General features: G+C 63.9%; 16 protein-coding genes. 7 read left to right on the top strand and 9 right to left on the bottom strand.

The features are described from left to right. Positions 1-42: 42 nt before the first annotated feature. The 3 genes from ACRECS_RS12645 (at position 43) to ACRECS_RS12635 (ending at position 3007) form a co-directional block, all read left to right on the top strand. Entirely contained in the window at positions 43-762 is a 720-nt protein-coding gene (locus tag ACRECS_RS12645) for a TetR/AcrR family transcriptional regulator (protein ID WP_431583321.1), read from the top strand. A gap of 80 nt (positions 763-842) precedes the next feature. Next, complete coding sequence (locus tag ACRECS_RS12640; protein ID WP_431583320.1) at positions 843-1115, top strand: PqqD family protein; 273 nt, start codon at positions 843-845, stop codon at positions 1113-1115. Beyond that, the gene (locus ACRECS_RS12635; RefSeq protein ID WP_431583319.1) at positions 1112-3007 is read left to right on the top strand and encodes an asparagine synthetase B family protein; all 1896 of its coding nucleotides are present in this window, start codon (positions 1112-1114) and stop codon (positions 3005-3007) included. The genes ACRECS_RS12640 and ACRECS_RS12635 overlap by 4 nt, the downstream gene beginning before the upstream one ends. A 16-nt stretch (positions 3008-3023) precedes the next feature. Here the strand turns inward: ACRECS_RS12635 and ACRECS_RS12630 are convergent, their stop codons facing one another. From ACRECS_RS12630 to ACRECS_RS12615, 4 genes are all read right to left on the bottom strand, one after another. Then, the gene (locus ACRECS_RS12630) at positions 3024-3854 is read right to left on the bottom strand and encodes a Stf0 family sulfotransferase (RefSeq protein ID WP_431583318.1); all 831 of its coding nucleotides are present in this window, start codon (positions 3852-3854) and stop codon (positions 3024-3026) included. Continuing rightward, entirely contained in the window at positions 3851-4678 is an 828-nt protein-coding gene (locus tag ACRECS_RS12625; protein ID WP_431583317.1) for a hypothetical protein, read from the bottom strand. Before ACRECS_RS12625 ends, ACRECS_RS12630 begins: the two co-directional genes overlap by 4 nt. Positions 4679-4792: 114 nt before the next feature. Further along, complete coding sequence (locus tag ACRECS_RS12620) at positions 4793-4954, bottom strand: hypothetical protein (RefSeq protein ID WP_431583316.1); 162 nt, start codon at positions 4952-4954, stop codon at positions 4793-4795. 174 nt (positions 4955-5128) lie between these two features. Then, positions 5129-5890: a hypothetical protein gene (locus ACRECS_RS12615; protein WP_431583315.1), complete on the bottom strand. Its 762-nt coding sequence runs from the start codon at positions 5888-5890 to the stop codon at positions 5129-5131. Here ACRECS_RS12615 and ACRECS_RS12610 point away from each other — a divergent pair. Continuing rightward, complete coding sequence (locus tag ACRECS_RS12610) at positions 5862-6059, top strand: hypothetical protein (RefSeq protein ID WP_431583314.1); 198 nt, start codon at positions 5862-5864, stop codon at positions 6057-6059. The two genes, ACRECS_RS12615 and ACRECS_RS12610, sit on opposite strands and share 29 nt — an antisense overlap. A 194-nt stretch (positions 6060-6253) precedes the next feature. Here ACRECS_RS12610 and ACRECS_RS12605 read toward each other — a convergent pair whose 3' ends face one another. Beyond that, on the bottom strand, positions 6254-6559 hold the full coding sequence (locus tag ACRECS_RS12605; protein ID WP_431583313.1) for an antibiotic biosynthesis monooxygenase family protein: 306 nt from the start codon (positions 6557-6559) through the stop codon (positions 6254-6256). A gap of 92 nt (positions 6560-6651) precedes the next feature. Then, positions 6652-7644, bottom strand: coding sequence for a helix-turn-helix domain-containing protein (locus ACRECS_RS12600; RefSeq protein WP_431583312.1), 993 nt, complete (start codon positions 7642-7644; stop codon positions 6652-6654). Between the two features lie 110 nt (positions 7645-7754). Between ACRECS_RS12600 and ACRECS_RS12595 the strand changes: the two genes are divergently transcribed. Beyond that, a complete protein-coding gene (locus tag ACRECS_RS12595) occupies positions 7755-8453 on the top strand; it encodes an AzlC family ABC transporter permease (protein ID WP_431583311.1) in 699 nt (232 codons plus the stop codon). After that, a complete protein-coding gene (locus ACRECS_RS12590) occupies positions 8431-8739 on the top strand; it encodes an AzlD domain-containing protein (protein ID WP_431583310.1) in 309 nt (102 codons plus the stop codon). Before ACRECS_RS12595 ends, ACRECS_RS12590 begins: the two co-directional genes overlap by 23 nt. Positions 8740-8752: 13 nt before the next feature. Here ACRECS_RS12590 and ACRECS_RS12585 read toward each other — a convergent pair whose 3' ends face one another. The 3 genes from ACRECS_RS12585 to ACRECS_RS12575 are packed head-to-tail and all read right to left on the bottom strand — an operon-like array spanning position 8753 to position 11166. Then, on the bottom strand, positions 8753-9844 hold the full coding sequence (locus tag ACRECS_RS12585) for a hypothetical protein (protein WP_431583309.1): 1092 nt from the start codon (positions 9842-9844) through the stop codon (positions 8753-8755). Between the two features lie 42 nt (positions 9845-9886). Beyond that, on the bottom strand, positions 9887-10657 hold the full coding sequence (locus tag ACRECS_RS12580; RefSeq protein ID WP_431583308.1) for an NIPSNAP family protein: 771 nt from the start codon (positions 10655-10657) through the stop codon (positions 9887-9889). Between the two features lie 41 nt (positions 10658-10698). Further along, on the bottom strand, positions 10699-11166 hold the full coding sequence (locus ACRECS_RS12575; protein WP_431583307.1) for a DUF1579 domain-containing protein: 468 nt from the start codon (positions 11164-11166) through the stop codon (positions 10699-10701). A gap of 110 nt (positions 11167-11276) precedes the next feature. On the opposite strand from ACRECS_RS12575, the gene ACRECS_RS12570 reads away from it, so the two are divergent. Further along, a complete protein-coding gene (locus ACRECS_RS12570; protein WP_431583306.1) occupies positions 11277-11933 on the top strand; it encodes a TetR family transcriptional regulator in 657 nt (218 codons plus the stop codon). Positions 11934-12030 lie beyond the last annotated feature (97 nt).

The following is a 12030-nucleotide window of genomic DNA, read 5'->3' as shown; positions in this document are numbered from 1 at the left end:
ATCATTCGCCCCTGACCTTGTTCGTTTCGGCTGTCAATCAAAATGATACCAGATAGTATTACTGACCCCTCCAGCGTCGCGCTCACGCAATCGAGCGATGAGGATGTGCACGGCTCCGCCTTTGTCGTGGTCAATCCGGCTGTTGCCGCGAAGCAGCCGGATAGCCGCGCATTGCGGCGCCAGGCCTTTGTCGATGCGGCGCGCGACGCCTTCTTCGCCGATGGCTATGGCCAGACTGCCATGTCGACGATCGTCGCGGCGGTGGGTGGATCGAAGACCACGCTCTGGTCCTATTTTCCGTCCAAGCAGGACCTGTTCGCGGCGGTGGTCGACGATATCGCCGGTCAGTACAGCAGTGCGCTGACGGTGGAGCTCGACCCGGCCGGGCCGATCGAGCCGACGCTGCGCCGCTTTGCGACCGCGATGATGGCGACGATCCTGTCCGAGCCGATCGTGGCACTGCACCGCATCGTGATGGGGGAGGCGCAGCGATTCCCCGAGCTCGGCGTGCTGTTCTACGAACGCGGCCCGCAACGCGGCCGGGCGCGGCTCGCCGCCTATATCGGGGTGGCGATGGCGGATGGGCGATTGCGGTCAGGCGAACCGATGGTTGCGGCTCAGCAGTTTGCGTCGATGTGCAAGTCGGGCTGCTTCCAGGAAATGCTGCTCGGGATCGAGGGATTCCGCAACCCGAGGACCGTCGCGCAGGATATCGAGGCAGCGATCGACACCTTCATGCGGGCATGGGGAACGGCGCGATAGAGTGCCGACCGTCCGGCTGTTCATGACGGCCGCTTTGCGCGATATCGGCTCATTCCCGATCCATGACTGGAGTGAGCCTTTTGCCGCCGACACCATCCGATCGCATCGTCTGGCAGGATGTTGAGGGCGAACTGGTACTTTTCGACCTGCGCGACGAGACATATCACGGTCTGAATCCGATCGCCTCGGAGATATGGCGCCGTGTTGCCCGGGGCGAAGGCGTGGATACGATCATCGATACGCTCGCCGCGCGTCATGACGCACCGCGCCATACCGTGGCGACCGACGTCAATGCCTTTGTCGCCGAAGCCCTGGCGGGTGGCCTGCTCGAACCGGGCGATAAACTCTCTTGAGTGGCATCGCCGGTGTCATCCTGACCGACGGCCGAGACGTCACCACGGCGCTGCTCGACCGGATGGCGTCCGCATCGCCGCGCCGCGGGTTCGATGGGACTACGGCCTGGCATGTCGGACCGGCCGGCCTGATCCGCCATCACCACGCCACCACCCCTGAAGCGGTCGGCGAGCGCCAGCCCTTTACCGGGGCCTCGGGCGCGACGATCGCGTTCGACGGACGGCTCGACAATCGCGCGGACCTGCTGGCTCTGCTCGGCGAACGGGGGTGCGTGCTGGCGCAGTCGCCGGATTGTGAGATTGCGCTGGCATTATTCGAGGCACGGGGTGAACGCTTCCTGACGGACCTGGTCGGTGACTGGGCCTTGGCGATCTGGCAGCCCGGCCGGCGCCGCCTGTTCTGCGCGCGCTCACCAATGGGCTGGCGTCCGTTTCTGTGGACCTTCGGAAGCGGTTGTTTCGGCTTCTCGACCGAACCGCGCGCGCTGGTTGTTGGGCTTGGGCTAGAGCGGCGACTCAATGAAGCGGCGATCGGCGAGTTCATCGCCGCGCGCTTCGTAACGCACACCGAAACCTTTTGGAGCGGGGTCCACCGTCTCGAACAGGGCGGCGCACTGGCGCTGGAAAACGGCACGGTGCGGTTGTGGCACTGGCATGCCGCCGCGTTCGAGGATCTCTCCGCTTTATCGGACGACGATCATGTCGACCGCTTCAACGAATTGTTCGACCAGGCGCTGATCGCGGCGATGCGCAGCGTGACGCCGGTCGTGTCGCATCTCTCGGGCGGGCTCGATTCCTCTTCAGTCGTCGCCCGGGCGACGGAGCTGCACCGCGCCGGGCGGATCGATCGTCAGGTCGGCGCGGTCACGGCGCGCTTCCCGGGCGAAGTGCAGGACGAGACGGTGTGGAGCAGCGCGGTCGAGCGGCATCTCGGCATCACTGCGCGGGTGACGGCGGCCGAGCCTTATTCGCTTCCCGATGCCGCGAAATGGTGCGCCGATACATTGCAATTGCCCGTACGCCCCAATGTGTTCGACACCACCACGGCGGCCTTCCGCTTGTTGGAAGGTGAGGGCGGACGCGTGTTGCTGACCGGTGAGGGCGGCGACGATTGGATGGCAGGTGGATATGGGCATTTCCCCGATCTGCTGCGGGCCGGCCGGATCGGCGCCTTGATGCGCGAAGGCATGTCGCAATTCTCCGACCCGTCGGCTTTCGTGCGCCTGCGCCGCGCCGCGTTCCTTGGCCTGGCGCCGCTGGTCAGCCCGCGTCATCGTCGCCAGTTCCTGCTGCCGCATTTGCGCCTCGATAGTGGATTGCCGCCGTGGATCCGTTCCGATTGGGCCGCACGCGTGAGGCTTGATGAGCGTTGGCGCGACAGTGACTATCCGGTCGATCCGCCCCTTTATAGCCAGAAGCAGCGCTATGCGGTGTTCGCGCATGCGCGACGCCATATCGCTCACGACCCTATTCTGGCCTATGCCGAGCAGCATGGGGTCGAGATGCGTCATCCGATGCACGATCTGCGCCTGGCTCATTTCTTCATGGGCGCGTCAGGCCGGATGCTCAGGCGCAATGGTGAGAAAAAGCATATCCTGCGGGAAGCGATGCGCGGCAGCTTGCCCGAGCTGGTCCGTACGCGTCAGGACAAGGCGGTGTTCATCTCCAGCATCGTCGATGTCATTGCCGAGCGGTTGCGCGAGCGCCCGCCGGAAAAGCTGCTTCCGGTGCAACTCGGCTGGGTTGATGGCGCACGCCTTGCACACATGTTCGAGCCGGCGCAGGCATGGCGTGAGGCACGATCGACCGAACCGCTCACCCGCACGACGCTCGGGCCGATCTGGTTTGTCGTCGCCATGGACCTGTGGCTCGAAAACGCCGTCGGTATGTGATCTCCGATCACGGCTGTCAGGATCGATTGCGACGGGGGTCGCGCAGATAGGCGAGGACCAGGCGCTCATTGATCGCGTCGGACTGACGCCTCATCCGGGCCGACGGCACGGCTGCGTCGCTGCCGAGTTGGGTGAGCGTGCCGGTGACCGCGCCCGTATAGTCCGCCACCAATGCCTCATAGCTGAGCGTGCAGGGCGTGACGCCGATTGCCGCGAAGAAATTGCGCCAGTGCCCGTGGCAGAAATCCGCGTAGCGAATATAGCCGTCGATCCGGTCGAAGTCGTAATCGGCTTCACCCTTTGCGGGCTGTACGTCCCGGTCAGCGATCACTCGCCACAAATTCGTCTGGACCGCAGCGAGACCGGACACGGCCTGGCGTATCCGGTCGCGTCGCTCGAGGTGAACATAGCTGGGGTTGGGGAAGGCTTCCGACAGCAGCGCGGCGATTGCGCGGTAGGTTTCAGGCGCAACGGCGCCCGGTGGCGTCTCTTGTAACATGCCGAATCGTTCCGGATCGAGTTCGGCAGCCATATCCTCGATGTCACGCCAGAACAGCTTGACCGACAGGGTGCCGCCCGGATCGGTCCGGAGGCGGTGGACAGTGGCGATATGCTGTCCGATCCCGGCTGTGCCCCAGCGCCCGGCAAGGCCGGGGCGAAAGCCGCGATGGAAATATTCCAGCGGACAGCCGAGCCCGCCCGCGAAATACAGGGCCTCACCGAGCAATGTGCTGCCGGAGCGGGGGTGCGTGCAGATCAATATGGTGCGGAGTGGCGGCCCATCGCGCGCCGGATAATCATGATCCGCGTCAGTCAGGTCATAGGGATTGCGGGCCGCTTCGCTCATGGCTGCACCATGGTTGCCAGTGCCGACGCCACGTCAGGCAATGCGTCATAGCTGGCCGGATAAACCATGCGATAACAGGGCGTTTCGCGTACGATCGCACCGATCCGGGCGAATGTCCCGGTCGTCTCGCACCCCGACGCATCGGCGGGATTGAACCGGATTCGTTGCTGCATCGCCCGGGCAAGGCCTTCGCTACCCGACAATTGTTCGAACCTGGGGTGATCGACGTCGCTCGATCGGGCGAGAAATATAAGTGCCCTGAGTGGCACGGGCACGATGTCCTCCTCGCGTTGCGGCACGAAGCGGACCTTGCCTTCGTATCCAGGCATCGGCTGGCACAAGGAAGCGGGCAGCTTCAATCCCGCTCGGCTGTCGTTCCAGACGCAGACGCCGGTGGTCGCCGGCATCGCCTCGGCTACGGTGTCGTGTCGCAGGATCGCAATATCATCGCTCAGCACGTCCCAGCCCGCTGCCCCGAGCGATGCCGACAAGGTCGACTTGCCGGCACCCGATGCGCCCAGGAGAAGCAGGGAGCCACCATGGCTGGCGACCGCAGCGGCATGGATCGCCGTCGCGCCGCACAGGATCGCGACGCGTGGCAGGACGCGCCGCACAAAGACGTCGAGCCAAGCGGGATCTTTAAATCGCGTCACAAAGCAACGGATCGTCCGCCTGGCGATGTTGATGAGAAAGACTCCGTCAAAGGCGGACGCCATTAGCCAGTCCTCGCCACAGGTGCCGAGGACCAGGCCGTAACGGCCGTGCCAGCGATAGAGAATCTGATCCGGCAGGGGAGGCGCGGCATCCTCGATCGAGATCGACATCACAGAGCCGATAGACGCGAACTCTCCGCGACCATCGGCTCTGAGTTGATGCAATTCTATGCCGCTGGTGAGCCTCAGCCCGCCGAAGCTGTACCGGAATTCCAGGTCGCTATTTCAGCTATTGCTGCTGAGCGCGTCGCCGGGATTGATCGTGTTAGCCTCGGTTGTGGGCACGACGTCGAAGAAAACGATCTCGGGCTTGACCCAGGTATCGCGCGTGTCGCCCGACATCGGCGCTGCGCTGTTTTCGCTATGATTGGCGTCGATACGTTCCATGGTCATCACCCTTTTTGTCGTTGGCTTCGCCCCGAAGCCGTAAGCGCGGGGACGTTAACAAAAGCGCGCGATCAGGGCAACCGGAGGAAATTCCGTCCTGGAGCCTGGCGTCTTCCATGAAAACACCCGACCGTTGCCAGCCGGGTGCTATTCTCAGAACAGGTCTGTAACAGCTTATTTCTTCACGAGATTAGGTAACGAGAACGCCCCATCAGCCGTGGTATTGCCATCGAGTCGATTGTCGCCATAGCTTTTCACGATCGCTGAGTTCAGCAGAGTGATGCCTGTGCCGTTATTGGTGATCGTGGTGTTGCCGACCCGAGCGATTGTTGCGGCACCATTGATGATCAAACCGAAATTCGCATTCTGTGCAATATTCGAATCGACCAGCGTGAAATCCGCCGAGCCCGTGTTGACCGGTGTCTTGACCAGAATGCCGTTGGCATTGTTGACCAGCTGGGTATTGACGATCGATGCAACGATCTTTGACCCAACGACACCCGTGGTGTCGACGCGCACACCGACGTTGAGGTTGTTGACGATTTGCGAATTGTTGATCGTGACCCGCGCAGTCATGCCGGCGGCGGGCGCCACGTTGATACCACCCGTTGCGACATTCGTTGCGCTGCCGCTGTCGGATATCAGTGTATCCTGTACAAACAACTGCGCATTTCCGCTCGGCGCGAAATTGATCCCGTAACTATTGCGGAAGCCGCGGATCTTCATGTTGCGCACGATCAGCGATGCGCCATTGAGGAAAGTGATGCCGTTGACGCCTGCCGTCGTCGAGGTGTTGCCCAGGCCTTCCAGATCGATGCCGGCGAGCACGACGCTGACGTTGGTGCCGTTGATGATGAAGCCGTTGACACCTGGCGAGGTGATGCCGGCCTCCGGGTTGTTCTCGCAGATGATCGAGATCGATTTGGTGATCGTCACCGTGCCGAAGCCGCCCGGATCGAGGCAGTTGATTTCACCGCCCGCTGCGGTCTTGGAGATGGAGCCGGCAAAGGTCTTGCACGGCGCGGTGCGGCTGCAAGGATTGGCGTCATCGCCGACGCCGGACACCCAGGTCCGCGTTGCCTGCGCCGCTGCCGGTGCGGTGTAGATCAAGGAGCTCGCCAATAGCGCGAGCAAAGCGACCATAAGCCGCTTGCCAAATGTAAACATGATTCCCCCCCAAAGCTTGCCGGCAGAACCGGCAATCTTTCATTAATCATAAATCGGCCGCACGGCGACTCGTTTTTTGGGAAGGTGTTCGTCCAGTGTGCCATCCTGCGACTCATGTGCACGCACAATGGTTTAGGCCTGTAACATTTCATAATGCTCGACGCCGGGCGTCATCTCGATCAGGAAATCCGGGTCGAACGGATAATATTTCGCCACGTCGGGATCGCTCCCGGTAAAGCGTGTGATCGCAGTCATGTCGGTCCAGAAGGTGAGCATGGTGAAGTGGGTGAGGTCGCCGTCCTGACGATGGAGGCACCAGGCGCCCGCATTGCCCTCGACCGCGCGATACTCGGGCAGCGACACCGATCGCATCAGGTCGAGATAATCAGCCGCCTTTGCCGTTGGCACCGCGCCTTTCCAGATTCTCGCAATCATCACCCTTGCACTCCACTTGCTGATGATTGCTTGTCTGGCGACCGGCTGAAAAGGGCGAGCGTCCGAAGTGCCAAAGGGACGGCAGATCGCGCCAATTACTCGGCCGCCTGAAGCAATGCTCCATCATGCTGGAAGGCGGCGCGGAACTGGCTCGGCGTGGTGCCGACGACACGGCGGAAATGATGACGGAAGGTATCGGCGGCACCGAAGCCGGCGCGCTCGGCAATGCGCTCGACCGGCAGGTCACCTTCCGCGAGCATCGCCTTGGCCAGCCGGATACGCTCGAGCAGGATCCAGTCATAGGGCGTGTGCCCGGTCGCGGCGCGGAATTTACGGAAGAAGGTGCGCGGGCTCATCGCCGCCATCGCGGCGAGCGTCTCGATCCGGTGCTCGCCTGCGGGATCGCGTCGCAACTGTTCGATCACCGCTGAGAATGCCTTGTGATGCACCTCGGGCACAGGAGCTTCGGCATATTGTGCCTGGCCGCCTTCGCGATGCGGTGGCACGACCATTGCGCGGGCCGCCGCGTTGCAGGCGGCCGATCCGAAGTCGCGGCGCATGAGATGGAGCAGCATATCGATTCCGGCCGACGATCCGGCCGAGGTGAGGATGCTGCCCTCATCGATATAGAGCGCCATCGCATCGACCGAGACGCGTGGATGGTCGCGCGCGAGTTGTTCGGCATATCGCCAGTGCGTCGTCGCGCGCCGCTCGTCGATCAGTCCCGCCGCCGCCAGCACGAACGCGCCGGTGCAGATCGACACGATCCGTGCGCCGCGCCGATGCGCCATGGCCAGTGCCGCTGCGATCTGATCCGGTACCGGTCCCATACGCCATCCGGGCACGATGATGGTTTGCGCATCGTGAAACACTTGATCCGACGCCTCGACCGTAATCGGTACGCCCCGGTCGGTCTGGATCGACGATCCTTCGAGTGAGAAACTGGCCACTGCGTAAAGCGCCTGGCCATCGGCCGAGCGGCGATTGCTCAACACCTCCAGCGCGGTCGCATATTCGAACAGGCACAGCCCCTGATAGGCAAGGATCGCGACCGAATGGGGCGGACTGGGTTGATCGATATCTGGCATGACTTTTTTATGACGGGATATGATGCCGGCTTCAACGATTGGCGCGATGTTCGTCCTATTGGCGTTCGCGTCGCTTGCTCGTGCCGCGCGCCTCGATAAGGGTGAGCGCCATGCCTGATGTCGCACCAGACTTGTCCTTCGCCGGTGTCGGTCGCGGGTTTCGCGACCTGTTCGCCGCAGCGATCGCGGTTGCCGTATTCGGCATCGGCTTTGGTGCGGCGGCGGTCGGGGCAGGGCTCAGCCCGGCGGCAGCGGCGGCGATGAGCGGCTTCGTCTTTGCCGGGGCGGCGCAATATGCTGTGCTCGATCTGTGGCATTACCCATTGCCCTGGCTCGCGATCCTGATGACCACGCTGGCGATCAATGGCCGTCATGTCGTGCTCGGCGCGACGCTCGGCGATTATCTCGGCGCCGCGCCACCGGTGCGGCGTTATGCCGTGCTTGCGGTGCTCAGCGATGCGAACTGGGCGTCGACTCGCCAGGCAATCGCCCGTGGCGAGCGCGACCTCGGCCATCTGCTGGGCGGGGGCTTGTTCCTCTGGCTGACCTGGGTCGCGGGCACGCTGGTCGGCGCTTTTGCCGGCGAGGCGATCGGCGATCCGCGGCATTTCGGCGTCGATGCCTTGATGCCGGCCTTTTTCGTCTGCGTCTTGATTGGCGCCGCAAAGGGACCGCGCGACGTGCCGCCGTGGATCGTCGCGGGTGGTGCGGCGGCGGGACTCTCGCTTGTCATGCCGACGCATTGGGCGGTCATTTCGGGCGCACTTGGCGGCGCGCTGTTCGGCTATGGCCTCGATGCCCGGCGCTGAGACGACCGCGCTCGCGATCGGCATGATGGCGCTCGCCACCTATGCCACGCGCATCCTCGGTGCCTGGCTGGTCGCGACCAACCGCGTGCCCGATTCCCTGCGCCGGCTGCTCGACCATCTCGCGACCTGCACGCTTGCCGCGTTCGTGGTGCCGGTGATCCTGGCCGGCGATATAGCACTGGCGGCGGGCGTTGCCGGGGCGATGGTCGCGATGCTGATCTGGCGCTCGCCGCTTCTGTCGATGGGGGTGGCGGTGGTGGGCACTGCGTTGATCAGGCTGATCTGACGCGCCTTCAACATCATGACGCCGATGGCTGGACCGGGCAGTCGCCATCGCGCTTGCCGCTGACGCTGCCGATACCGAGGATGATCTTGGCGCGCCGTTCGAAGGTCAGCGCTTGCCACCGTCCGCTATTGCCGATTGCGGTGCGGCTGCGCAGGAAGGTCAGGCTGAGCAACTCATATTGCTCGGCATCGATCACGCCGGCATCGATGCAGCTCCAGCGCTGCACATTCCATTGATGATCGCGGCTCACGCCATCCTGGTCGATCGTCTCGGCCAGCGCCTTGTACCAGGCGATGATCGCGCGCAGCCGCGGCCAGCGTTCCGCCTCCGACATCGCAGCCAATTTCGCACGCAGCCGTGCGACATCCTCGTCGCCGGGCAGGAAACCCTGCTGCACCCGCGTGTCGATCGCCCAGCGCACCTTGCGCAGGGTCATCGGCCCGGCGGGAAAGACGCGTAACAGGTCAAGCCGCACCGCGTCGAGCAGCGCGATATAGGTGTCGGTCTGGATCTGCAGCATCGCATCGCTTTCGAAGATCGCGGTCAGTTCCGCCGCAATCACCGGGTTCAGCTGCCCGCTCGCATCTTCGGCTGCAAGGATCGCGGCGCGGCATTTGTCGCGCACGGGTATCGCGCGGCAGTCCTTTGAAAAGAGCAATTTGCCATAGGTCGGCGCGAGCGCCTTCAGCGTGCGCTTGAACTCTCCGCCAGAACCGAACCCGTCGCGCCAGCGCTGCAGCACGGGTTGCAGGCTGCCGGTGCCGAAATTCCATTGCGCCATACCGACCGAGATCAGCTGGCTGTCGAAGTTGCCCGCCGGCATGGCCCAGCAGCCCATCGTTTCCGGGATCGCGGTCTCCGCCATGCGCGCGAAGATGCCCGCCCGGTCGAGCCCGATCTCGGCCATGCGCGCGGCAGCGGCGGGATCGATGCGGATGAACTGTGGCACACCGATAGCGCTCGGCACATCGCCGACCATGCGGCACGGCGACGGGGCAGGGGAAGGAACCGAGTCCTGCGCCCTTGCATGCGGCGCGGCGAGCAGCAGCACGGCCGCGCCGAGCATGGCGATCACCCGGCCGGGGCGGAATGCGTTGAGGTCCATCGCGCCAGCTTAGCTCGCTGGCGGAGCGGAGCAATCTGCCGCTCAGCGCAAGGCCGAGCGGGGGGCTGGGGCGAGGCGCAGGATTTGCGGTGCGCGTTCCTCGAAATCGTCGACCGCAGGCCCCGCGGCAGCTTGCCAGACCTTGTCCGCATGCAGCGCTGCCATCGCGTTGTCATAAGCGGCAGTATCCGCCACGCGGGTGAACCAGACGAACAGCTTTTCGCTCTGTCGCACCGGCAATTGCGGGAAATTGTTCGGCTCGCGTTCGGGTACATAGGCCGACAGGACAGGGAGCCCGACCGCGGTGAGTGTTGGGCGCATCCGTTCGTTGAAGAAGCTGGTGAAGCCCTCGCCGGCGTCCTTCCACAGATAATGGATCGTCGCGATCACCAGGCCTGCCGGACCATCGGCGATTGCCGGGCGCGCTTGCGGACCAAAGCCGAGCCCGTTGGTGGCGGGATGCAGCAACAGGACATTGTCATTATCGTCGAGCAAGGCATTGGCTTCACTGCGATGCGCCTTCCAGACCGGGCCGAAATAGAAAGCGTTGAGCGCAGTAGCACGCGCCGCCATGCTCTCGAACTCGCGGATCCAGGTGAAGCGGTCGGGATCGTCGAGATCGCGGAACTGCCCGATGAGGCGCATGCCGAGCATCTCCTGACTGTCGACGAACTCGCGCTCGAATAAGGCGATCATCGCGTCGCGGCCGCCCTTAAGGATCTTGTACTGGCGCAGCTCGATCACTTTCTGAGTCGCCGGCGCGTCGACGGCAAGGGCGCCGCTGCTCAGTGCCGCAAATCCGGTCACGGTCATGCCGATCAGTCTCCTGCGCGATAGATGGATAGATGTCGGATTCATGGCCGGCGAAACTCCATGATCCAGTTGACCTCCCAGTTTGCGCCGCTGTCGGCCGAGAAAGCCTGAGTCCATTCCGCGCGCGCCTGGTCGATGGGTTCATAGGTGGTGCGCACCCGGATCGGCTTTCCGGTGAACAGGTCATCGCCGAAGAAAGTCCCTTTGCGCCCCTCGAACCCGCCGATCACCGGTGGATCGATCGCGGTCGTGCGCCGGTCGATCCACCAGATCGACCAGAGGCCGGTCTGTGCATCGAACAGCCGGAGCGAATGCGCGCGATACGCGCCGTTGGGATCGTCGAGCGCGTTGAGGTCGATATTGCCCTGGCCGCTCAGCACCGGATCGACCTGGAGCGTGCCGGGAAAGTCGAACCAGTCCCGCGCGCCCACCAGCCGGGCACTGAGCTTGCGGTGCGTGACTTGCCACGCGCCGTGAAGGAAGTCGAAGCCCTGTGCTGCGTCAGTCATCGTCCAATTCGTTTCACGACTCGCCCTTTTTTTGATTTTGCACTGCCATAACAGACCGGTTGTCCGGTTTTGTCAACGATGCTAATCACGGACGGGATCAGGAGGCATGAATGGCGCGCGCGGAACGGGCGAAGTATCGGAAGAATGACCCGGCAGGGATGCGCAAGCGTGTGATCGATGCCGCGGCCTGTGCGTTCCAGGCACAGGGCTATGGCGCGACCAGCATGCATGATGTGGTGCGTGCGGCGGCGGTGACCGGCGGTGCGCTTTATCACCACTTCCCGACCAAGAAGGATCTCGCGCTGGCAGTGGTCGCCGAGCGCGTGTCGGGCGAGATCGCCGATACCTGGATCGCGGCGGTCGATGGCGCGCCGTCCGGGGCGGAAGGGATCGTCAGCGTGTTCGAGGAAACCGCCGACGCGCTTGACCGGCAAGGTTCGGTCTCAGGTTGTCCGCTCGGCAATCTGGCGCTTGAATTGTCGCTCGCCGATGACGGACTGCGTCGTGCGGTGGAGGGCGAGTATCGCGCCTGGCGGGAGGCGATTGCTGCGCGGCTCGACCGAGACGAGCGTGCGGGACGGGCTGATTTCGTTGCCTTTGATGCGGCAGGGCTGGCCGATACGGTGGTGGCGATGTTCACCGGCGCCATGTCGATCGCCAAGGCGCGGCAGGACGCGACCGCACTGCGCGCTTGCGCCCGCCGCCTGCGCGCGATGATGGGATTGCCGGCGGCGGGCGGGAAACGGCCTAACACGATTTCGAACTGAGCCGATCCGCTCGTCCGCCGCTGTATGCGTTTCTCCATGCCTGCCGTGATAGCGGCGCCGGAATGGCGATTGAATCGCGCCGGGTGACGGTGCCGTG

The sequence above is a fragment of the Sphingomonas sp. genome, assembly GCF_050725575.1.
GTDB lineage: Bacteria > Pseudomonadota > Alphaproteobacteria > Sphingomonadales > Sphingomonadaceae > Sphingomonas.
The sequence above is the reverse complement of the archived record's forward strand: the minus strand, read 5'-3'. Positions and strand labels throughout refer to the sequence as shown.

Excerpts from the sequence above, each read along its gene's own strand:
- ACRECS_RS12645 (WP_431583321.1), top strand. The coding sequence starts at position 43 with ATGATACCAGATAGTATTACTGACCCCTCCAGCGTCGCGCTCACGCAA.
- ACRECS_RS12630 (WP_431583318.1), bottom strand. The coding sequence starts at position 3,854 with ATGAGCGAAGCGGCCCGCAATCCCTATGACCTGACTGACGCGGATCAT.
- ACRECS_RS12625 (WP_431583317.1), bottom strand. The coding sequence starts at position 4,678 with ATGTCGATCTCGATCGAGGATGCCGCGCCTCCCCTGCCGGATCAGATT.
- ACRECS_RS12620 (WP_431583316.1), bottom strand. The coding sequence starts at position 4,954 with ATGGAACGTATCGACGCCAATCATAGCGAAAACAGCGCAGCGCCGATG.
- ACRECS_RS12610 (WP_431583314.1), top strand. The coding sequence starts at position 5,862 with ATGATCGAGATCGATTTGGTGATCGTCACCGTGCCGAAGCCGCCCGGA.
- ACRECS_RS12600 (WP_431583312.1), bottom strand. The coding sequence starts at position 7,644 with ATGCCAGATATCGATCAACCCAGTCCGCCCCATTCGGTCGCGATCCTT.
- ACRECS_RS12595 (WP_431583311.1), top strand. The coding sequence starts at position 7,755 with ATGCCTGATGTCGCACCAGACTTGTCCTTCGCCGGTGTCGGTCGCGGG.
- ACRECS_RS12590 (WP_431583310.1), top strand. The coding sequence starts at position 8,431 with ATGGCCTCGATGCCCGGCGCTGAGACGACCGCGCTCGCGATCGGCATG.
- ACRECS_RS12585 (WP_431583309.1), bottom strand. The coding sequence starts at position 9,844 with ATGGACCTCAACGCATTCCGCCCCGGCCGGGTGATCGCCATGCTCGGC.
- ACRECS_RS12580 (WP_431583308.1), bottom strand. The coding sequence starts at position 10,657 with ATGACCGTGACCGGATTTGCGGCACTGAGCAGCGGCGCCCTTGCCGTC.
- ACRECS_RS12575 (WP_431583307.1), bottom strand. The coding sequence starts at position 11,166 with ATGACTGACGCAGCACAGGGCTTCGACTTCCTTCACGGCGCGTGGCAA.
- ACRECS_RS12570 (WP_431583306.1), top strand. The coding sequence starts at position 11,277 with ATGGCGCGCGCGGAACGGGCGAAGTATCGGAAGAATGACCCGGCAGGG.